This window comes from uncultured Cohaesibacter sp., from assembly GCF_963556055.3.
GTDB lineage: Bacteria > Pseudomonadota > Alphaproteobacteria > Rhizobiales > Cohaesibacteraceae > Cohaesibacter.
The window spans coordinates 513568-534661 of sequence record NZ_CAUVYE020000008.1 but is presented as its reverse complement, the minus strand read 5'-3'; the positions used below and the strand labels follow the sequence as shown (position 1 = coordinate 534661).

At 55.5% G+C, this 21094-nt stretch carries 19 protein-coding genes; 15 read left to right on the top strand and 4 right to left on the bottom strand.

Features of this window, described 5'->3' with window-relative positions:
- Positions 1 to 289: 289 nt before the first annotated feature.
- The 3 genes from ACHZB8_RS04545 to ACHZB8_RS04535 all read right to left on the bottom strand — a co-directional run bounded on the left by ACHZB8_RS04545 (position 290) and on the right by ACHZB8_RS04535 (position 4018).
- Positions 290 to 1120, bottom strand: a complete 831-nt coding sequence (locus ACHZB8_RS04545) for a hypothetical protein (RefSeq protein WP_316858956.1) — start codon at positions 1118 to 1120, stop codon at positions 290 to 292.
- Positions 1121 to 1325: 205 nt separating this feature from the next.
- Positions 1326 to 2567, bottom strand: coding sequence for an MFS transporter (locus tag ACHZB8_RS04540; RefSeq protein WP_316858955.1), 1242 nt, complete (start codon positions 2565 to 2567; stop codon positions 1326 to 1328).
- Positions 2568 to 3049: 482 nt separating this feature from the next.
- On the bottom strand, positions 3050 to 4018 hold the full coding sequence (locus ACHZB8_RS04535) for a LysR family transcriptional regulator (protein WP_316858954.1): 969 nt from the start codon (positions 4016 to 4018) through the stop codon (positions 3050 to 3052).
- Between the two features lie 151 nt (positions 4019 to 4169).
- Between ACHZB8_RS04535 and ACHZB8_RS04530 the strand changes: the two genes are divergently transcribed.
- The 10 genes from ACHZB8_RS04530 (at position 4170) to ACHZB8_RS04485 (ending at position 13168) form a co-directional block, all read left to right on the top strand.
- Positions 4170 to 4955, top strand: a complete 786-nt coding sequence (locus ACHZB8_RS04530) for a transporter substrate-binding domain-containing protein (RefSeq protein WP_316858952.1) — start codon at positions 4170 to 4172, stop codon at positions 4953 to 4955.
- 74 nt (positions 4956 to 5029) lie between these two features.
- On the top strand, positions 5030 to 5821 hold the full coding sequence (locus ACHZB8_RS04525; RefSeq protein WP_316858951.1) for a creatininase family protein: 792 nt from the start codon (positions 5030 to 5032) through the stop codon (positions 5819 to 5821).
- A 12-nt stretch (positions 5822 to 5833) separates the two neighbouring features.
- A complete protein-coding gene (locus ACHZB8_RS04520) occupies positions 5834 to 6481 on the top strand; it encodes an amino acid ABC transporter permease (protein WP_316858950.1) in 648 nt (215 codons plus the stop codon).
- A gap of 27 nt (positions 6482 to 6508) precedes the next feature.
- Positions 6509 to 7165, top strand: a complete 657-nt coding sequence (locus ACHZB8_RS04515) for an amino acid ABC transporter permease (RefSeq protein WP_316858949.1) — start codon at positions 6509 to 6511, stop codon at positions 7163 to 7165.
- A 21-nt stretch (positions 7166 to 7186) separates the two neighbouring features.
- Complete coding sequence (locus tag ACHZB8_RS04510; RefSeq protein ID WP_316858948.1) at positions 7187 to 7957, top strand: amino acid ABC transporter ATP-binding protein; 771 nt, start codon at positions 7187 to 7189, stop codon at positions 7955 to 7957.
- Positions 7954 to 9303 carry an aspartate aminotransferase family protein gene (locus ACHZB8_RS04505; protein WP_316858947.1) on the top strand — a complete coding sequence of 450 codons (1350 nt, stop codon included), beginning with the start codon at positions 7954 to 7956 and terminating at the stop codon, positions 9301 to 9303. The genes ACHZB8_RS04510 and ACHZB8_RS04505 overlap by 4 nt, the downstream gene beginning before the upstream one ends.
- Positions 9300 to 9992 carry a CoA transferase subunit A gene (locus tag ACHZB8_RS04500; protein ID WP_316858946.1) on the top strand — a complete coding sequence of 231 codons (693 nt, stop codon included), beginning with the start codon at positions 9300 to 9302 and terminating at the stop codon, positions 9990 to 9992. Before ACHZB8_RS04505 ends, ACHZB8_RS04500 begins: the two co-directional genes overlap by 4 nt.
- A complete protein-coding gene (locus tag ACHZB8_RS04495) occupies positions 9979 to 10632 on the top strand; it encodes a 3-oxoacid CoA-transferase subunit B (protein ID WP_316858944.1) in 654 nt (217 codons plus the stop codon). The genes ACHZB8_RS04500 and ACHZB8_RS04495 overlap by 14 nt, the downstream gene beginning before the upstream one ends.
- Before the next feature lie 56 nt (positions 10633 to 10688).
- The gene (locus tag ACHZB8_RS04490) at positions 10689 to 11981 is read left to right on the top strand and encodes an ArgE/DapE family deacylase (RefSeq protein ID WP_316858943.1); all 1293 of its coding nucleotides are present in this window, start codon (positions 10689 to 10691) and stop codon (positions 11979 to 11981) included.
- Between the two features lie 11 nt (positions 11982 to 11992).
- On the top strand, positions 11993 to 13168 hold the full coding sequence (locus ACHZB8_RS04485; protein WP_316858942.1) for an acetyl-CoA C-acyltransferase: 1176 nt from the start codon (positions 11993 to 11995) through the stop codon (positions 13166 to 13168).
- Positions 13169 to 13272: 104 nt separating this feature from the next.
- On the opposite strand, the gene ACHZB8_RS04480 is transcribed toward ACHZB8_RS04485, so the two are convergent.
- Positions 13273 to 15168, bottom strand: a complete 1896-nt coding sequence (locus tag ACHZB8_RS04480; RefSeq protein ID WP_316858940.1) for a sigma 54-interacting transcriptional regulator — start codon at positions 15166 to 15168, stop codon at positions 13273 to 13275.
- Positions 15169 to 15417: 249 nt separating this feature from the next.
- Here ACHZB8_RS04480 and ACHZB8_RS04475 point away from each other — a divergent pair, with 249 nt between their 5' ends.
- From ACHZB8_RS04475 to ACHZB8_RS04455, 5 genes are all read left to right on the top strand, one after another.
- A complete protein-coding gene (locus ACHZB8_RS04475) occupies positions 15418 to 17028 on the top strand; it encodes an ABC transporter substrate-binding protein (protein WP_316858939.1) in 1611 nt (536 codons plus the stop codon).
- A gap of 69 nt (positions 17029 to 17097) precedes the next feature.
- Complete coding sequence (locus ACHZB8_RS04470; protein ID WP_316858938.1) at positions 17098 to 18054, top strand: ABC transporter permease; 957 nt, start codon at positions 17098 to 17100, stop codon at positions 18052 to 18054.
- Positions 18054 to 19007 (top strand): ABC transporter permease, encoded by a 954-nt coding sequence (locus ACHZB8_RS04465; protein WP_316858937.1) that lies wholly within the window; start codon positions 18054 to 18056, stop codon positions 19005 to 19007. The genes ACHZB8_RS04470 and ACHZB8_RS04465 overlap by 1 nt, the downstream gene beginning before the upstream one ends.
- Before the next feature lie 32 nt (positions 19008 to 19039).
- A complete protein-coding gene (locus tag ACHZB8_RS04460; RefSeq protein ID WP_316858936.1) occupies positions 19040 to 20041 on the top strand; it encodes an ABC transporter ATP-binding protein in 1002 nt (333 codons plus the stop codon).
- Complete coding sequence (locus tag ACHZB8_RS04455) at positions 20038 to 21045, top strand: ABC transporter ATP-binding protein (protein WP_394706084.1); 1008 nt, start codon at positions 20038 to 20040, stop codon at positions 21043 to 21045. The genes ACHZB8_RS04460 and ACHZB8_RS04455 overlap by 4 nt, the downstream gene beginning before the upstream one ends.
- Positions 21046 to 21094: the final 49 nt, after the last annotated feature.

The following is a 21094-nucleotide window of genomic DNA, read 5'->3' as shown; positions in this document are numbered from 1 at the left end:
GCTTCCTTAAGACGTAGCTGAGCATCCTGGTTCTCAAGAGCGCCTTGTCTCGACCCGCCCCTCGGGCGGGACGAAACAAAGTGCCATGCTCCTTTGGATTACAGCAGGTGTTGCTCACATTCAGCTTGCAACACCTGCCCTCGATCCGAGTCGAAATTGGCTTGGAGCCAGCGATCACGGTAAAGTTTAGGAAATGTAAACGGCCCGTTACCAATACCTTTGCCGCTATGAACCCATACCTCGAAGATAGGCCAACCTTTCAGGTATGGGCTGCGCGTCCTCATGCGCCCTAGCGGGTTGTGTTGTAGCCCCGGAATTGCTGCAAGTGGTCGGACTCTGGCCGATCAAGCAAAAAGACACCGACAAAATCCTTGTAGGGTTCGAAATAGGGGAAGCGATCATAGGTGGCCCAATCAGGCTTTTCGATCTTGTTCCAGATCGTGGCAATCGCCTCTTCCCATTCGCGGCTATTCTCAAACCAGATTTCCGCCAGCCGATGGAAATGCGATTTCATGGGCGTATCCAGAACGGGGCTCGACAAGGCACGGGTGACTTGTGGCAGTTCGCAGATTTTGGCCATAAATTCCTGATCGAACCAGGCATCGGCTGCCTGCGGGTCGACGCCATCGGGATAGTGGAAGGTGAAGATCCAGCGATAGTTCGCTCCATCCTCGATGGAGCGTGGCCCCTTGTATTCCTTTTCCCAGAACATGGGCAGAAACACAAAGGCGGTCGGGTGATATCCTTCCCGCGAGCCCGTCCATGTGCCAGGGCGCAACCCCATGCCGGTCGGCTGGCGGGTGATGTTCAGATAGTCATCGGTAAAGTGTTCGGTAAAGGCCAGACCCTTTGGCGCATCCCCCTGGATGAAAGGAGAAATCAGCCAGTAATGCTCGGTCATGATGAAATTGTATGTGCCGAACTCTTCAGCGCTCTGAGACAATGGCAAGGCGCGGTAGGTGCTGTATTGCGTCACATAGGGCGCGAATTGCGAGATGCTGTCATTGACATGATGCTTGTAGAGCCAACGATAGGCGGCTGGCAGATCGCTGTCATCACGCACGCTCACCATCAGCATGCTGCGCATGGGCTGCCAATTCGGGAACCGGGGATTTTCCATCGATATTTCCTTTCGCGCCCGATTTCTGCCGATCCGGGCTGAAACGCGGGAACCTGGTGCCGCATTGCACTGCTTGCCAATGCGGACTGTCATTTCGGGATAGTCAGCAAAGAGGCGAGTGCCTCTTTGCTTTGGAGGCTGTCTTGCGGAGGGGAGAAACCTTGCAAGAGAGCACGTCGTTCTTTTCGAAGGATGAGCGTTTCGCTCAGCCCGCAGGCGTGGCGGTCTGTTCCTCAGGGTCCTTCTTGAAGGCACCCCGTGGGGCACAGACAAGGATAAGGATCACCGCAACGGCCAGAGCCAAAACGCCATAGCCCCCCATGGCAACCAGAGGCGAGCCACCAACCGCCTTGACAAGACCGGCAAATGCGGCCCCGGCAATTGGCTGGGCGATCATGAAGCTGGTGAAATACATCCCGGTGCCTCTGCCCCGTTGCGCATGGGGCAACAGGCTCAGCACCCAGATCATCATTCCGGCCAAGATGTAGCCGGAGCCATATTGCTGGATGGCGAAGCCGACGATCAAACCCGTCAGGGACTGGGTCAGCGCGATGGTCATGTGGCCAATGCCGATGATCAGGAAGGCAAGGGTCACAAGGCTTGGCACGGAGAAGCGACGGGCGCGCAATTGCTGAAAACTGATAGCCCCGAGGGGGACGGCAAGGCTACAGCCAGCGCCGATCATTCCGGCCGTGGACGGAGACGGCTGACCGGCGGCGGAAACCAGCACACCGACAAACAGCAGCGGAGAAATGAAGACCATGCCGCCACAAACAACCATGAGGCAGAGAATGAGCAATGGTCCCCAGCGGAAGTCTCCTGCCTCGTCAGCCTGCTCGGTCGCCTGTTGATGATTCGGCTCCCACGTGAAGGCAAGAATCAGCACGAAGAAAACCGCCGCGATCGCATAGCAAATGAACGGAACATTCCATCCAATCGAGCCCAGAAACCCGCCGGTTGCAATGGTCAGAATGGCAAAAATCGCAGCGAAGGCAGCGTTGATTTCAAGATAATGCTCGCGCTCCTTGCCCGAGAAGAAATCGCCCAGAAGCGTCATGCTGGTGGTCATGACCATCGCTGTCGCGGCCCCCAGGAACAGACGAGAGACGAGGATACCGATCAGGTCGCCGACAAAATAGGGAATAATGCCAAAAGCGGCATAGCACAGGAGGCCAATCAGGAGCGGTGTGCGGCGACCAATCCGGTCGACCATCGTTCCGGCCAGAGGAGAGAGAATAGCAAGGCTCAATGCCGGGCTTGTGATGGACAAAGTCGTGAGGATCTCGGCATTGGGATGGCTGCTAAAAGCGGCCATCATGCCTGGCAAGACGGGCGAAACCATGGTTATCAGCATGGTTTGCAGCAGAGCCCCCGTAGCGACCAGCAAGATGCCCTGAAGCGCGCCTGCCCGGCGCTCCATCGGCATGGTTCCGGCATTCATTGTCATTGAAATTCCTCCCGAACTCGTTTTGACAATTGAGACAAATTGTTCGACTTCGAAAGGACTCAAAGACTTTTCCAGACGCGACTGGCCCTCATGGGAGGTGCGTCTGAGGAGGTGCGTCTAATCGTTCATGACATGGGTGAGAGACCGGCTTGTCAAAAAGACGGAAGCCAGGCCATTTCCGAGTCTTGGCAGCTCGATCCAAGCAACCAATCTGCTCTTTTTCCTCTCCAAACCACACAACTCCGCTCGAACTGGAAATATTCCAATCCGTTAAAGCCCTTTCTTATCGTTTAATTATTGTGAGAGGCTTTGGAAATATTCGCCAATACCTTAAGTGCGAGGAGTCAATACCTTGGAGGTATAAGAATTTTTACTTAGTAAATACATGAAGTATACTGATCAGAAAGGTCAATACATGGCCACAGCGCCCTGTAAAGCCATCCATCATTTGGGCAAAATCCTCTGTCAGACCGTTCAGACCTTCAGAGACGGCGTTCTTTGTAGGTTCTTTGGTCCAGAGGCAAAGACAGGATGTGGGCCTGGCATAGCCGGAGAAATTCCGCCTCGGCCTCGGCAAAGCGCCGTTTCGGGTTTGAGACGAAATGGACATTGACCATTGGCAGATCGTGATAGGGCGGCAACTGGTGCAGAAGACCGCGCATGACTTCGCGCTGGGCGATGTGAACCGGCAAGGCACCGATGCCAATATTGGCTATGATCATGCGGCGCAATTCCACAAGATTGGATGAAACCCCGCGCCAGCGGGTTGCGGCCTGAATGCGCGCACGCAAGTTGGCCACCGGCTCCAGCGGGCCCCCTTCCACCTCGGTCTGAAAGGACACACTGGGTTCGCCTTCCAATTCGGCAATGTCAATATCGGTGCGGCCAAACAGGCGATGACTGGGGCCGCAATAGAGCGCGAAATATTCGCGGTATAGAATGTCGGCCTGTAGATTTTGCGGGATCTTGTTGAGCAGACAGACACCAAAGCTCGCGCGGTTCTGGGCAACCCGATTGGTGATCTCCTCGCTGTCTGCGACGGCAATCGAAAAGGAGACACGTCTGTGCATTTCGGCAAATGTCTGAAGCAGCTTGTCAAAATGAGGGCACATGACATGGCTGGCGACCACAATATTCAACTGTCCACACAACTCTTCTTCACCCCGTTCCAGAAGAGATGGCAACTGGGAAACCGAGCCGAAAATTGTCGAGCATTCATAATAAAGGATCTCGCCAGCGCTGGTGACACGAAACTGGTTCGGCTTTCTTATGATCAGCCTGTGGCCCGTCATTTCCTCAAGCCTTTTCAGGGCGGCGCTGACCGTGGGTTGCTTCAAACCCAGAAAATCAGCCGCTTTGGTAATGCTCTTCTGCTCAACGACAACCATGAAGGTGCGCAGCAGGTTCCAATCCAGGTTCCAGGGAAATCGTTGCTCATATGGTCGCATCATAGATCTCATCTATATTGGAAATTGGTATTATTTAGTTGCTTGATGATACATCCCGTGTATCTTTCAGCGCAAGGTGACAAAAAATTAGTCACTGCTAAAAATTAGGCAAAACGCCTTGGGAACAGTTCATAGCTTCAAACAGGAGAAATCCATGATCAATCGCCGCAGCATCACAAAAGTCATCGCGGGCGCTGGTGCCCTCATGCTCGCAGGTCTCAGCCTTTCCGCCCCAGCGGTTGCTGACGAATTGGAAGCCATCAAGAAAAAAGGTGAAATCAGCATCGCGATGAGTGGGGCCTATCCTCCGTTCAACTTTGTTGATGAAGAAAACAAGGTGGTTGGCTTCGACCCGGCCATCGGTACCGAAATCGCCAAACGCATGGGCCTTGAAACCAAAATCGTCACCACTGCATGGGATGGCATCATTGGCGGTCTGCTGGCGAAAAAATATGATGCCATTGTTGGCTCCATGACCATCACCGAAGAACGTGACAAGGTTGTCGATTTCGTTGGCCCTTACTACGCTACCAAACGCGCCATCTTCACCAAGGAAGGCTCGCCTATCACCAGCGTCAAGCAGCTGGATGATGCGACCCTTGGCGTAACACTGGGCGAAACCCATGAAGCATGGGCCCGCGAACAGGGCTACAAGATCCGCACCTACAAAGGTCTGCCGGAACTGATGCTCGAGTTGGAAAATGGCCGTGTTGATGCCATCGTCAATGACCGCATCGCCGCCATGCTCGCAATGAAGAAAAACGGCTACAAATTCGTCGAGATCGAAGATCTGGTAGCCGACAAATTCGGCGCAGGCATTGCCATTCGTGAAGGCAATCCGGACTTGCAGGCAGCCATGCAGAAAGCCCTGGATGAAATCATGGCTGACGGCACCTACCTCAAAATTGCTGAAAAATGGGTAGGCGGCGACATTCGCTAACATGCCGTTTCAAGAAGGGGATGCCATCTCAAAAAGGTGTTCCCTTCTTCTTATCCTTTTGAAAGACTCTTTCCATGACCACCGCATATGGCAAATTGACCTGGGAAGAGGTGCGTGACGCGGACAAGGATCGCGTCGTCATCCTCAATGTCTCAGCAACCGAAGACCATGGCCCGCATATGCCGCTTGATACCGACACGGTGCTCGGCATGGCTGTGGCCAATGGAGTGGCTGACAAGGCACCTGAAGAGGTGTTGGTGATGCCACCCATTTCCTATGGCTTCAATGAACATCACAAGGACTTCCCGGGCGTTATCTGGATCCAGCCCGAAACGCTGATCGCGTTCGTGACCGACGTAACCAAATCGCTGGCTCATCACGGATTTCGGCGGATCCTGCTGCTCAATTCCCATGGTTCGAACCACTCCATACTCGATCTCTCGGCCCGCAAGACCGTGATCGAGACAGGCATTATCTGTGTTTCGGCGTCCTATTGGAATCTTTGCGCGGCGCGGATCAACGAAATCCGTGCATCTGAGATTGGCGGAATCGCACATGCCGGGGAATTCGAGGCGGCGATCTATAAATATCTGCATCCGGACCTCGTTGATTTGAGCAAGGCGAAAACCCAGAATCTGCATGACCCTGACAGCCGGTTCTTCAATCTCGATCTGGCAAAAGGTGGCGGCAAGGCGATGCTCATGCGCTGGTGGTCCGAGGTATCCGAAGATGGCACGATGGGCGATCCGACCGTTGCGACCGCAGAAAATGGCAAGGCCTTCCTTGAAGCGGCCATTGAAGAGACGACGGCCCTTGTTCGCGAAATGCGCAAAATGCCGTTTCTGGAACGCAAAGACCATCATTGAGGACCTTCGCATATGGACATAGATCTCATCCTCAAAGTCTATCCCCATTTTCTGAATGCGGCAGTGCTGACCATAGAATTGTCTGTCCTGACATGCCTTCTGGGTCTCATCTGCGGGTCTCTTGGAGCAGCTGCACGTCTGTCCCGCCTCAAGGGCATTCGCTTTATAGGCTCGGCCTATGTCAGTCTGTTTCGTGGCACCCCGGCGCTCATCCAGCTCTTTCTGCTCTATTTCGGCGGCCCGCAGGTCGGCATTCAGCTTGACGCCTTCGAGGCAGGGGTGATCGGGCTTGGGGTCAATATCGGAGCCTATATGACAGAGACGATCCGCGGGGCAATCGTGGCGGTTCACAAGGGCCAGACCGAGGCGGCCCGCACCCTTGGCCTCAGCCGCTGGCAGGCCATGCGCTATGTGATCCTGCCGCAGGCCTTTCGGCTGATGGTTCGCCCGCTCGGGGTCAATATCAACGCCCTCATCAAGGGTACGGCGCTGGTTGCTGCCATCTCGGTGATCGAATTGACCTACACGGCCCAGCGCTTCATCGGCTCGACCTACAAACCCTTTGAAATGTTCATTCTGGCGGGTGTCCTCTACATGATCATCATTTATGTGACAGGACGCGGCATCAACTGGCTGGACAGAAAGGTGCGGATCCAATGATCAATCCAATCTTCAAGGGAGGCCGCCATGGGACTTGATTTTTCCGTTGTGCCAGGCTTCATCGACGTCATTCTGATGGGGATCGTCTGGACCATCGCCATCACGGCCGCGGCCGCTGTCCTGAGCTTTTTCGGCGGTATTTTCTTTGCGGTCGTCGCTCTTTATGCGCCCCCGGTCATCCGCTGGCCGATGAAGGGCTTTGAATGGCTGTTCATGGGAACACCGCTGCTGTTGCAACTGTTTCTGATCTATTTCGGGCTCATTCAGGTTGGCATCGACCTGCCCGCCTTCGTTGCAGGCTCGCTCGGGCTTGGACTGCATTTCGCCGTCTACAATTCGGAACTGATCCAGACCAGCATTCTGGCGGTTGACCGGGGACAGATGGAAGCGGCGCGCACCTTGGGGCTAAGCCGGGGTCATGCGCTTCGCTATGTCGTCATTCCGCAGGCGGTTCGGGATGTCATCCCGCCCATCGGCAACAATATGATTGCGTTGCTGAAGGACTCTGCTCTGGTCTCCGTCATCGGCGTAACCGAGCTTACCCTGTCGGCCCAGCTCGCCATCGGGCGCACCTATCGCCCGTTCGAGTTCTATGCTGTGGCTGCGGTCTGTTATTACATTGTCAATCTGGGCATGGAAGCGGTGTTGCGTCGTTTGGAACGCCGTGTTCAAGCCTCCCGCTAATCGTGCCTGAAGGATCCTATCATGAGTAGCAAACGTCCATTTGTTGATATCCAGCATGCCCAGAAATGCTTTGGCGATCTTGAAGTTCTCAAGGATATCAGCCTTCAGGTTGAACAGCAGCAGATTGTCGCGATCATCGGCCCCAGCGGCTCGGGCAAGTCGACGCTGCTACGTGCCATCAACGATCTCGACCCGCTCACCTCGGGCGAGGTGTGGCTTGACGGCATGCAGGTCAACAAGCTCCTGCCCCATGCGCAATATGAGAAGCATATCAATCAGGTCCGCCAGCAGATCGGCATGGTGTTCCAGCATTTCAACCTGTTCCCGCATCTGACGGTGCGCGAAAACATCACCCTGGCGCCAAAACTGCTCAAGGGCGTCTCCGACAAGGAGGCCAATGAGCTGGCAGAAATGCAGCTCGAGCATGTCGGTCTCAGCGACCGGATCGACTATCATCCCTCCCAGCTTTCCGGTGGGCAAAAGCAGCGCGTGGCCATTGCCCGCGCCCTTGCCATGAAACCAAAGCTGATGCTGTTTGACGAAGCCACTTCGGCGCTTGACCCCGAACTGGTCGAGGAAGTCAACCAGGTGATGAAAAAGCTGGCCGAGGAACATATGACCATGATCATCGTCACCCATGAGATGGGCTTTGCGGAATCGGTGTGCGACCGCGTGATCTTCATGGATGGCGGGGTTGTCGTCGAAGAGGGAGCCCCCGAGGTGATCTTCCGCAATCCGACGCATGACCGCACCCGAAATTTCCTGAGAAAACACCTGGAAGGCGTGAAATGAGCAATAGAGCGTCCCATCTCTTCTATCAGTCCCGCATGCCCCGTCCGTTTCTGGACCGGGCAGAAGGCATCTATATGTATGACCAGTCCGGCAAACGTTACATAGACGGCTCCTCCGGTGCCATGGTCTCCAATATCGGCCATTCCAATCCCAATGTGCTGGCGGCCATGAAGGCGCAGATGGACAAGTCCACCTTCGGCTATCGGCTGCATTTCCGCACCGAGCCGTCAGAAGATCTGGCGGCCATGGTGGCAGACCAGATGCCGGGAGATCTCGACCGGGTCTTCTTTGTCTCGGGTGGCTCCGAAGCGGTGGAAAGTGCCATCAAGCTGGCGCGCCAATATGCCATTACCCAAGGCCAGGCACAGCGTTGGAAAGTCATTTCCCGCTTTCCCTCCTACCATGGGGCAACCCTTGGCACGCTGGCGCTGACGGGCTATGACCCGCTGTGTCGGCCGTTTGATCCGATGCTGCGGGACATGCCGAAAATCGCCTCTCCGACCTGCTATCTGGACCGGGACAATCTGAGCGATGAGCAGCGCGGGCTGAAATATGCCGAGTTGCTGCGTGACGAGATCATCGCACAAGGTCCCGAAAGCGTGCTTGCCTTCATCATGGAGCCCATCGGTGGAGCCTCAACCGGGGCACTGGTCGCACCGGACAGCTATTATGGCCGCATCGCAGAGATCTGCAAGGAATTCGGCATCCTGCTCATCTATGATGAAGTGATGACCGGAGTTGGCCGCACAGGCGCATTCCTTGCAGCGGATCACTGGGGGATCGAGCCTGATATTGTTGCCATGTCAAAAGGCTTTGCCGCCGGATATGCGCCGCTCGGGGCGGTGGTCACCCGCGAGCCGATGGTCGAAGCGCTGCTTGATGCGGGTGGCTTCCTGCATGGCTACACCTATGCTGGCAACCCGCTCGCCTGCTCGGCAGGCGTTGCTGTGCTCAAGGAAATCGAGCGGCTCGACCTTATCGGCAATTGCGCGGCAATGGGCAATTTGCTCAAATCCCGCCTCACGGGCCTCATGGAGCGCTATCCCTTTATTGGCGATGTGCGCGGCAAGGGGTTGCTACTTGCCTTCGAGCTGGTCAGTGACCGCGAAACCATGGCACCGCTGCCCAAGGAATATAATTGTTATCTCAATCTGGTTGAACTTGCCTATGAACGGGGCCTGATCATCTATTCCCGCCGCACCCGTGGCGGTGTAGAGGGCGACCACTTCCTTGTTTGCCCGGCAATGATCGTCACGGAAGCCCAGATTGACGAGATCATGGCAATTCTTGTCGACAGCCTCGATGCACTGGCCGCGAAATTCGATCTGCCGGTGAGCACGTTATGAGACTGCCTGAAAAAGTGACGGGAATGGAAAAAGCCGTCTCAAAGATCAAGGACGGCGCTTCCATCATGGTGGGCGGTTTCGGTGTCCCCGGAACCCCCTTCAACCTCATTGCAGAGCTGGTTCGGCAGGGTCAGAAAGACCTTACCCTTATCAAGAATGACGCCAACGAGAAGGATATGGGCATCGATCATCTGCTCGCCAATGGACAAGTGCGCAAACTGATTGTCACCCATCTGGGGCTCAATGCCCATGCCATCGGGCTGATGAATGAGGGCAAAATCGAGGTGGAATTCTGCGCTCAGGGCATTCTGGCCGAGCGCATCCGTGCTGGCAGCGCCGGGCTCATCGGTTTTGTCTCCGATATCGGTATCGGCACAGAGCTGGCCGAGGGCAAGCAGATGGTCGAGATGGATGGCAAATCCTATCTCATCGAAAAAGCCCTGAGGGCCGATGTGGCCCTTGTTCACGCAGACAGCGCCGATGCCTTCGGCAATCTTTGCTTTGCCAAAACCGCACGCAATTTCAATCCCCTGATGGCGATGGCGGCGGACTGTGTGATTGCCGAATGCGAGCAGTGCCTGCCGCTTGGCGGTCTTGAGGCCGATGCCATCCATACGCCCGGCCCTTTCGTCGACCATGTTGTGGCCATTGATCAACTGCATGAGGAATATGACATTGTCCGACGCTAAAGACAGAATGGTCGCCCGTGCGGCAAAGGAAATCAAACCCGGCATGCTGGTCAATCTGGGCATTGGCCTTCCGACCCGCGTGGTCAATTTCCTGCCTGATGATCTGGAAGCGGGATTGCATACGGAGAATGGCCTGGTGGGCGTCGGCCCGACCCTCGATTATGAGCATGCGGACCGCAATCTCATCGATGCGGGTGGCGCCTATATCTCCGCCTTGCCCGGTGGTGCCTTTATCGACAGCGCCACATCCTTTGCGATCGTGCGCTCGGGACGGCTTGATCTGACCATGCTGGGCGCATTCGAGGTGGCCCAGAATGGCGATCTTGCCAACTGGAAAATACCGGGGAAATTCTCACCCGGTGTTGGTGGCGGCATCGAACTTGCCCAAAAGGCAAAAAAGGTGATGGTTCTGACAACCCACACCGACCGCAAGGGCAAGTCCAAACTGCTTGAGGCCTGCTCCCTGCCACTGACGGCCAGAGGATGCGTGCAACGTATTTTCACAGACATGGCGGTGATCGATGTCACGCCTGAAGGGTTTGCCCTCAAGGAAATTGCGGCAGGCCTTTCGGTCACGGATGTCGTCGCGGCAACGGCGGCCCCCTTGATCATACCGGATGGCGAGATCGCAAAATTCTAGGCCATGATCCGCGGGGTCGATGAGACGAGAGAGAGAGAAGAGAAAGCGAGAGAGAAATGGACAAGGCATTGGAAACACAAATTCTGGCGGCCGTTGACAAGGGCTTTGACAGCCAGCTGGATTTTCTCTCCGAACTTGTCAGTTACCCCTCGACGCGGGGCAACGAACAATTGGCCCAGAATTTCATGGCGCGGGAATTGTCCGACCGGGGCCTCGTTGTTGATCGCTGGAAAATCGATGTCAAGGATATTTGCGATCTGCCGGGCTTCTCGCCGGTGATCGGCAATTATGAAGAGGCAATCAATGTCGTAGGCAGTCATCGCAGCCAGAGCGCCAAGGGGCGCTCGCTCATTCTCAACGGCCATATCGACGTCGTGCCCGCCGGGCCTCTGGACATGTGGGACAAGCCTCCCTTTGCGCCCTCTATCGATGGCGACACAATGTATGGGCGCGGTGCGGGGGATATGAAAGCGGGCCTTGTGGCCAATCTTTTCGCCCTTGAAGCCCTGAAAGCATGCGGTTTTGCGCCAGCTGCGGACCTTTTCTTCCAGTCTGTGGTGGAAGAGGAATGCACAGGCAATGGTGCTCTTGCCTGCCTGAAACGGGGCTACAAGGCTGACGCGGCGCTCATTCCCGAGCCCTTCAGCGAAACGCTTGTCTCAGCGCAAACGGGCGTCATCTGGTTCCAGGTTCATTTGCAGGGCCTGCCAACCCATGTTGCCTATGCGGGTGACGGGGCCAACGCTATCGAGGCGGCTGTGCCTCTCATTGAGGCCTTGCACAAGCTTGAAGCCCGCTGGAACGCTCCGGCGCATCGTCATGCCGATTTTGCCCATCACGATCATGCGCTCAATCTCAATATCGGCAAGATTGTCGGTGGGGACTGGGCAAGCTCCGTTCCGGCCTGGTGTGTGTTCGATGTGCGCATGGGCACCTTCCCCGGACAGGATATGGCAGAGGCGCGGGCTGAAATCGAACAGACCCTTTATCAGGCAGCTGAGGAGAATGCCTTCCTCAGAGCCAACAAACCGAAGATCATCTATCACGGCTTCATGGCCGAAGGCTATGCCCTGTCGGACGACAAAAGCGAGGCGGCCAGGAGTGCGATCAAGACGCTCGAAGGGGCCCACGAAACGGTGAATGGCACAACGCTCGACCAGATGGCCATTACCTGCACGACCGATTCACGCTTCTTCGGACTTTATGCCGATACGCCAGCTCTTGTCTATGGACCCAAGGCGGAGGCTATTCACGGCTTCAATGAAAGCGTATGTCTTGAGAGTGTCAATCGAATCACCAAGGCAACGGCCCTGTTCATTGCCAACTGGTGCGGGCTCGAAAAGATCTAGGAAAAGGGAAAATGCGCGAAGCTGTCATCGTATCCACCGCAAGGACCCCCATCGGCAAGGCCTATCGGGGTGCTTTCAACAATCTCGAAGTCCCAAGCCTTGCGGCGCATGCGGTCAAGGGAGCGCTCGCGCGGGCTTCGCTCGAACCGGACTGCGTTGAGGAAATGGTTTTCGGCTCCGCCCTCACCCAGGGCAGCACGGGCATCAATGTGGGACGCCACATCGTGATGGCCGCGGGAATGCCCGACAGCGTGGCCGGCTCGACCATCGACCGGCAATGCGCCTCGGGCCTGAATGCCATTGCGATTGCCGCCCACATGATCATCAATGAAGGGGTCGATGTGGCCATCGGCGGTGGCCTTGACAGTATTTCCCTGGTCCAGAACAACCATTGGAACTGGCATCGCTACAACGATCCCAATGTGCCCGACAGCTATTACATGTCGATGATAGAGACGGCAGAAATTGTCGCTGCGCGCTATGGTATTTCTCGCCAGATGCAGGACGCCTATGCCCTTCAGAGTCAGCAGCGCATGGCAGCAGCTCAGGACGCGGGGATCTTTGACAATGAGATCATCCCGATTGAAGCCATCAAACTGGTCAGGGACGGAGAAACCGGGTCAGAGTGCGAGGAGCAGGTTTTGCTGATCAAGGACGAGTGCAACCGCCCGCAGACGACAGCCGAAGGGCTGACTCGCCTCAAACCGGTTCTCGGACCGGACAAAAGCATTACGGCAGGCAATGCGAGCCAGTTGTCCGACGGAGCGTCGGCCTGCGTGCTGATGGAGCGCAGTGAAGCGGAAAGACGGAACCTTCAGCCACTGGGCATCTTCCGCGGCTTTGCCGTTGCCGGGTGCGCGGCCGAGGAAATGGGGATAGGCCCGGTTCGCGCCATTCCAAAGCTGTTGGCCCGCAATGGCCTTGGCATCAAGGATATCGATCTTTGGGAAATCAATGAGGCCTTTGCCTCACAGCTGGTCTATTGCCGGGATCGGCTGGATATCGACAATGACAGGCTCAATGTCAATGGTGGTGCCATTTCCATTGGCCATCCCTATGGCATGTCCGGGGCCCGCATGGCAGGCCATATCTTGCTTGAGGGGCAACGTCGCGGAGCAAAATTCGGCGTGGTCAGCATGTGTGTCGGCGGCGGTCAGGGCGCAGCGGGACTGTTCGAATTCTGCTGACAAACAGAACCGAAGCAAATCGCGAGCCGACCGCAGCACCCAGATTGTCACCCAGCCTGAGGGCAAGGATTTACCTGCCGCTCAAACGGACAGGTACGCACGTGTCAATGCTTGCTCACCGAGCCAAATTTCTGACTCTTTTCGAGCCACCGTTTGACGGTGTTGCGATCAATCGCCAGACGCTGGGCGGTCTTTGAGATATTGCCATTTTCCATATGGTAGATCCGGCTCACTTTTGCAGCAATCATTTCATCGAGCGAAGAAGCTGTCTCTTCTCTCTCCATCTCGCTGGCATCGGGAAACAGGGCAGATCTCTGCAAGGGCAAATTCAGTTCGGTCAGCGTTGGCAGGGTCGCGAATTTTTCGGCCAGATTTTCAAGTTCGCGCACATTTCCCGGCCAGCTATGCTGATGCAGTTGCTTGACGATGCGGGTCGGGATATGGGGAACCGCGATTTTTCTCTGCTTGCAAATCTTTATGAGGAAGTGGGAGAAAAGCAATTCGGGATCTCCGTCCCTCTCGCGCAAGGGGGGAATGGTAAGGTCGAGAACATTGAGCCGGTAGAACAGGTCCGCCCTCAAGCGTCGCTGCTCGATTTCCTGTGGCGGGTTCCTGTTGGTGGTGGCAATAATGCGCACATTGATCGGAATGACCTTGTTGTCACCGATACGCATGATTTCACCGGTTTGCAGGGCACGCAGCAATTTGGCCTGAAGGAAAATATCCATCTCCGTCAATTCATCGAGGAACAGGGTTCCCTCATGTGCCAGTTCGAACAGCCCTATCTTGCCCGCCCGTGACGCCCCGGTGAAGGCACCCGGAGCGTAACCGAACAGCTCACTCTCGAGCAGGTCGCCGGGCAGCGCAGCGCAGTTGACCGCAACAAAGGGCCCTTTGGACAATTGTCCGGCATTGTGGATCGACTGGGCGAAAAGCTCCTTGCCGGTGCCGGTTTCCCCGACGATCATGACATTGCAGATGGTCTGGCTGTAACGCTCGGCCATGGTGACGAGCTGTTTCATCTTGTCGCATTTGTAGAGGATGTCGGAAAATGTGTATTTTGCATAAAAGCCACTTTCGGTCAGCTTTTTGCGGATGACATTGCCGGTTTCCTGAATTTTCTGAACCGGCTGGAACAGGATGACAGATGCATTGTCTGCGGCCCCATCGGGGGTGAGCGAGATGTGATCGACGGCCAGTTTTTCTTCGCGATAATTGGCGATCATATTGCGCGCGACGGCTCTCTTGCCAATCGCACGCCTGAATTCCGGAGTGTCGAAAAAATCCAGAATCTGGGTTCCCAGAATCTGCTCGCGCGGATAGGACAGGATGACACAGCCCTGCCGGTTGATCTCCTCGATGCGCCCCTCACCATTGACCAGAACCGCCCCGTCACGGGTGCAATTGAGAACCGTCGACAGTTTCTGTTCCGCAAGGATATATCGATTGAGGTTCTTGTAGACCAGCATGGCCCGTTCGAAGGCGCCAACAATCGTTTCCATGCTGGATTCGATCAAATGTGCATGCAGGCCATTGGACTTAGCCCACTGATAGGCAATCGCATCCCCGATGACGACATCCGGCTTCCAGCGGACCAGACTGTCCATGCGCTCCTGAAAGGACAGTTTCTCGCGCAGTTCGACAGAATGATAAGTGCGATTGAGCGTGCTACAGATCGGCTCGACCATATTGATCAATTGCTCGAAACCGGCGATCCCAATGCGCGTGACTTCATCGGTTTCCTTGTAGACATAGGCCAGAGTGCGCTGGATCGAGGCCTCCACCTCGATCACCTCGATATTGAGTTCGCGGCGAATGAGCCGCGCTGTCCCTCCGCGAGAAATGATGATCTTGGCCCCTTCCGCCATCGCGAGGCGGGCTGCCTTGACGCCCTGATGCAGATCGCCCTGATAGGTTTTCGCCGGATAGTTTGACGTATCGATGATGCTTTGCGCCTTGATGCGAATTTCCTCGTATGGCGCAATAAATGCAATGACCATGGCCTGTCCTCCCAATGCGCGATTTTGAGTGTCCCGGTCATCAATTGCAACGAATTGCTGATGCACTCTACACCACACGCCAATGCAAATTTTAACAAAACAGCTCAGTAAAACTAATTAATACTTTAGGATTTTATTAATCTTTTCAAGGCGCTACGCGTATTGGTACAGGCTTTGCAATTTTAATGGGCAAGGCGCGGAAAGAAACGCCACCGTCTAATTGATTAGATAAAGAGAGGAGACACCTTAATGAAAAAGGATCTTTTTAAAGTCCTTTTGCTCGGGCTTTCGATGCTCGGGCTATCACCGTCACAGGGGCTGACCGCGTCTGACGGCGGTCAGGTCTTGAATATTGCTCATCCCGTGTTGCAACAAAACTGGTCCCCTTTGCAGGGAGGAGGGCACTCAGCGCGCTGGCAGTCATTGAGCTGGGCAGCACCCATGTATTTCGACAAGGACGGCAAACTGACGCCCTATGTCCTTTCGAGCGTAGAGTCCGATAAAAGCTATACCAACTGGACCCTTCATATCGATCCAAAAGCGGTCTTTTCAGACGGCTCCAAGATCACGGCTGAAGATGTGGTCGGCACTTGGAACCTGTCCGCACGTCCAGCAACCAAACATGCCCGCATCAACCTGTTCCTGGGTGGTGTGAAAGGCTTCAATGACGTTGTCGTCGGCAAAGCTCAGGACATGGAAGGTCTGGCAATCAAGGATGAAGCAACGGTCAGCGTCACGCTCGCCGGAGCAGACCCGATTTTCGACCAGAAAATTGCCACTGCCCTTATCGCACCAGTGAAAATTTCACAGGCCGAAGACGAAAATGGCATGGAAAAAGCCGACTGGTGGATGCCAGGCGTTGCCGTTTCCGGTCCTTTCATGCCTGAAAGCATGGACCTCGACCAAGGTGTTGTTACTCTGGTTCCAAACCCGAATTTCTTCGGGCCAAAACCAAAACTGAGCAAAATCGTACTGACAACGGTTGCTGACGCCAGCACCGCCACCCTGATGCTCAAACGCGGCACCATGGACGCTCACACCGAGCTGATCACACCAACCATTATCCAGGATCTGGGTGCCGATTTCCTTGGTGGACCAGCATTGGCCAAAGGTCAGCAGTTCTGGATCAACACCAAGAAACCTCCGATGGACGACATCAATGTTCGCAAGGCACTGATCATGTCTGTCAATCCTGAAGAGCTCGCTCTGGCCGCTTTCCCGGATGGTCCTTTCACCGTTGCCAGCCAGATCCTCAACAAGGTTCCTGGCGTTGATGAAAGCTTCGAGAAATATCCTTTCGATCCGGATGCTGCGAAAGCTGCTCTTGCCGCGTCCAAATACAAGGATGCCAACCGCCTGCCGAAAATCATGTTTGTCGGTATTTCCACCCCGACCCATGAAGCCGCTGCTCAGTATATCGCTGAACAATGGCGCAAAATTCTCGGCATTCAGGGCATCGAAATGAAACCTGCCATCGAAACCTATTCCGGCCCGGACCAGAAGAGCGTTCAGATCTTCCGCGACGATGTCGGGACGCGTGTTCCTGATGCAGTTTCCTACCTGATGGGTTCGATCTATTCGAAATCCGGTAACGCCCGCAACAAACTGGGCGGTTACGAAAATGCCAAGATTGATGCCCTGCTGGATGAAGCTTCGACCAAAGGGGTCGACGATCCTCAGCGCATTGCCCTCGCACAGGAAGCACAAAAGCTCTTCCGCGAGGACTGGACCTACATTCCTTACTACTATGACGTCATGTCGAAATGGGCCATGCCTTGGGTCATGAATTTCGACAAGAACGATGACTGGCAGGTCATCGAACCCTGGAATGTAACCATCGACGAAAGCAAACGCCCATAATTGGCGATCCTGGACGGGTCGTGACCTCTCACTTCCCGTCCTTTTTTCTAAACGCGAGGAAGACTTGATATGGGACGCTACATCTTATTTCGACTGCTCAAGTGGATTCCCTCAGTATTTATTCTCCTTTTGCTGATCTACGCCCTCGTATTCTTTGGCGCAGGCGATCCGATCAAGCTTATCTTCCTGCAGGCACCCGGTGATGTGGCCTACGATCCGGCGAGGGTCGAAGCCATCAGGGATGCCGCCGGGCTGAACCGCCCCTTCATGGTTCAGTTTGGAGATTATCTGCTGAATATCCTGCATGGAAATTTCGGAAATTCGCTGGTCTCTGGCCGCTCCGTAAACTCCATGATCATTGCGGCACTGCCCGTTACCCTCAAACTGGGCCTCACCGCCATTTTCCTTCTGTCGCTGGTCGGCATCATTCTGGGTGTCATCGCAGCGCTTAATCAAAACAAGCTTCTGGACAATCTGATCGTCGGATTTGCGCTTATCGTCTGGGGCATCCCCGTCTTTGTTGCCGGCCCACTGATCATTGTCTTTCTGGTGCTGGTGCTCGATATGGACGTGCCCTATGGCTGGAGTGGCCTGTTCAGCTGGAAGGTCATCGTGCCGCTGCTGGTGCTCGGCCTCAACCCCATGGCGCTCATCATCAGACAGGCGCGTGCCGGCGTGCTGGAGGTCCTCAGCGAGGACTATGTCCGCACCGCTCGTGCCAAGGGTATTCCGCGCTATCAGGTGGTGATCAAGCATATCATGCGCCCGGTGCTGACACCGGTGGCCAGTCAGATCGGCCTGTTGATCATCGCGACCCTGAACAACTCGATCCTCATCGAGAAGGTCTTCGGATTGCCTGGCCTTGGCCGCTTGACGGAAACCGCGATCAAGTCCTCGGACTATCCGGTCATCCTTGCCATCGTACTCATTTTCTCAACCGTCGTAATGACCTCAAACCTGCTGGTTGACCTCAGCTATCCGCTGCTGGATCCCCGTGCAGCTGCCAAAAAGACAGGAGACGAATAATGACGGACAATACGTTAGAGATGCAGCAGGAAGAAAAACAATTCAGTCTGGTCAAGGACGCCTTCGACAGACTGGTCGCCAACAAGCTCGCTCTTTTGGGCATGCTTCTTGTGGTCTTCCTCTTCTTCATCGCCATTTTCGGCCCCTATATCACACCGTATGATTTCCTCTCGCAGGATCTTCATTCTCGCAACCAGGCACCATCCTTTGCCCATTGGATGGGAACCGACGATCTGGGGCGCGATATTCTCAGCCGCGTGATCTATGGTGCCCGCACCGCCGTGATCGTTGCTTTCTCGACCACATTCCTCAGCCTGATCATCGGTATCTTCATGGGCTCGCTGGGCGGCTATTTCGGCGGCAAGATTGACGCCTTCATCGTCTGGCTTATCGACATCACCATGTCGGTGCCATCCCTGCTGCTGGTTATCGTGATCAACGTTTCCATGAAGCCGCGACTGGTGAACTGGATGGACGAACAGTTCCTGATTACCGGCAACGAATTCTATCGAAACACCATTCTGGTGGACTTCGTGCTGGTGTTCGGTTCGCTCGCCCTCATCAAGTGGCCAAAGGCTGCCCGAATCATCCGCGGCCAGATCATGTCGGTACGCAACAAGAACTATGTCGTTGCTGCCGAGGCCATCGGGGTTCCGACACCGAAAATCGTCTGGAAATATGTCATCCCCAACTCAATTGGGCCGATCATCGTCTATATCAGCGCGGCGCTCGGGGAAGCCATGGTCTTTGAATCATCCTTCTCGTTCCTGGGTGTTGGTGTACGCCCACCCATTCCCAGCTGGGGCAACATGATCAGCGATGGCCTTAGGGTCTGGCAGCTCTACCCCCATATTCTGGCAGCTCCTGCCGCAGTGCTCGCACTTGTGACCATCGCCTTCAGTTTCCTTGGGGACGGCCTCAATGATGCGCTCAACCCACGTCAGTGGAAATAGAGACAACAAAGAACAGCAAAAGGGAGGGCGCTTTGACCAGACTTTTGGAAGTGAACAATCTGCACACGCGCTTCAAGGTGCGCAACGGCTACCTTTATGCAGTGAATGGTGTTTCCTTCACGCTCGACAAAGGGGAAATGCTCGGTGTGGTCGGTGAATCGGGATGCGGCAAGTCCGTCTCCATGATGAGCCTCATCAAACTGCTGCCTCCGGCAGCGCAAATAACGGACGGCGAGGTTCTGCTTGATGGCATCGACCTGAGCAACGCCAGTACCGGAGAGATCAACGCGATACGCGGCTCCAAAGTGGGCATGATCTTTCAGGATCCCATGACCTCGCTCAACCCGTTCATGAAAATCGGGGCGCAGCTGGTGGAAGGCATTATCTATCACAAGCGCCTGAAACGCTCCGAGGCCATGAAACAGGCCGCCAAATATCTCGATCTCGTCGGGATCTCGAACAGTGAGCATCGCCTCAATGAATATCCGCATCAGCTTTCGGGCGGCATGCGGCAGCGGGTGATGATCGCAATGGCCCTTCTGAGCGAACCGGAACTGGTGATCGCAGACGAGCCGACAACGGCTCTAGACGTGACCATTCAGGCCCAGATCGTGGAATTGGTAAAGGAGCTGCGCGAAAAGCTCAACATGTCCATCATCTGGATCACCCATGACCTCAGCCTGCTGGCGGGCATGGTCGACCGGATCATGGTGATGTATGGCGGCAGCGTGGTGGAAGAGGCCCCCATTGACGAGATCTACAAGTCTCCTCGCCATCCCTACACCATCGGTCTGCTCAAATCGATCCCGAGCATCCATACCGAGGCAGGCAGCCGGTTGCCTTCGATCGCAGGGGCTCCGCCAAACCTGTTTGTCGAGCCAACCAGTTGTCCATTTGCAGCGCGCTGCGGCTATTGCACCGAGCGATGCAGGAAGGAAATCCCCTCCCTCAAACCGGTGACCGGCGAAGGGGCCAATCCCCATCACCGGATCGCCTGCTGGGTGGATGTGACCCAAAGAGAGGCAGCAGAATGAACATGAATGTCAAACAGCCGCTTGTGACGGTCAAAAATCTCGTCAAGCATTTCCCCGTCAAGCTCGGGGCCTTTGGCAGCGAAAACGCCGTTGTGCATGCCATCGACGATGTCAGCTTCGATATCTACAAGGGCGAAACCCTCGGCCTTGTGGGGGAATCGGGGTGCGGCAAGTCGACAACCGGCTTCACGATCCTTCAGCTTTATCGGTCAACATCGGGCAGCGTGGAATTCGAGGGCGTCAATCTTGCAGCCCTGCCGAAGAAGGAATTGCAGGCGATGCGCAAGCGGGCGCAGATCGTCTTCCAGGATCCCTACTCCACGCTCAATCCGCGCATGACCATCGGCGAAGCTCTGGCCGAGCCGATGAAGGTGCACAAGATCTGCCCGGACAAGGATATTCCGGCTCGCACAGCCCAGCTCATTCGGGATGTCGGCCTCAATCCCAATGTCTCCAACCGCTATCCGCATGAGTTTTCCGGTGGCCAGCGGCAAAGGATCTGTATTGCAAGGGCATTGGCCAGCGATCCCGAATTCATCGTCTGTGACGAACCGATTTCGGCGCTCGATGTGTCCATTCAGGCCCAGATCATCAACCTGTTGATGGATATTCAGGAAAAATATGGTCTGACCTACCTCTTCATCGCCCACGATCTGGCTGTTGTGCGCCATATCAGTGACCGGATCGCGGTGATGTATCTGGGCAAGATCATGGAGATTGCAGACAAGGCAGAACTGTTCCGTCGTCCGGTCCATCCCTACACCAAGGCCCTGCTTTCGGCAGTGCCCGAAGCGGACCCCGACATTGAACGGGGGCGCCAGCGGATCATCCTGAAAGGAGATGTCTCCAACGCCATCGATCCGCCCAAAGGGTGCCGGTTCCATCCTCGCTGTGCCTATGCGACGGAACGCTGTTCGCAGTCGGTCCCGGAACTGGAGGATGTCGGTGGGGGCCATATGGTGGCCTGTAGCCGGATCAGTGAAATCGAAGCGCAAGAGGCGTGATCTTTGCCGGGTCGCGCAACAGCTCGCCAAGCAGCAAGGCGCGACCTGA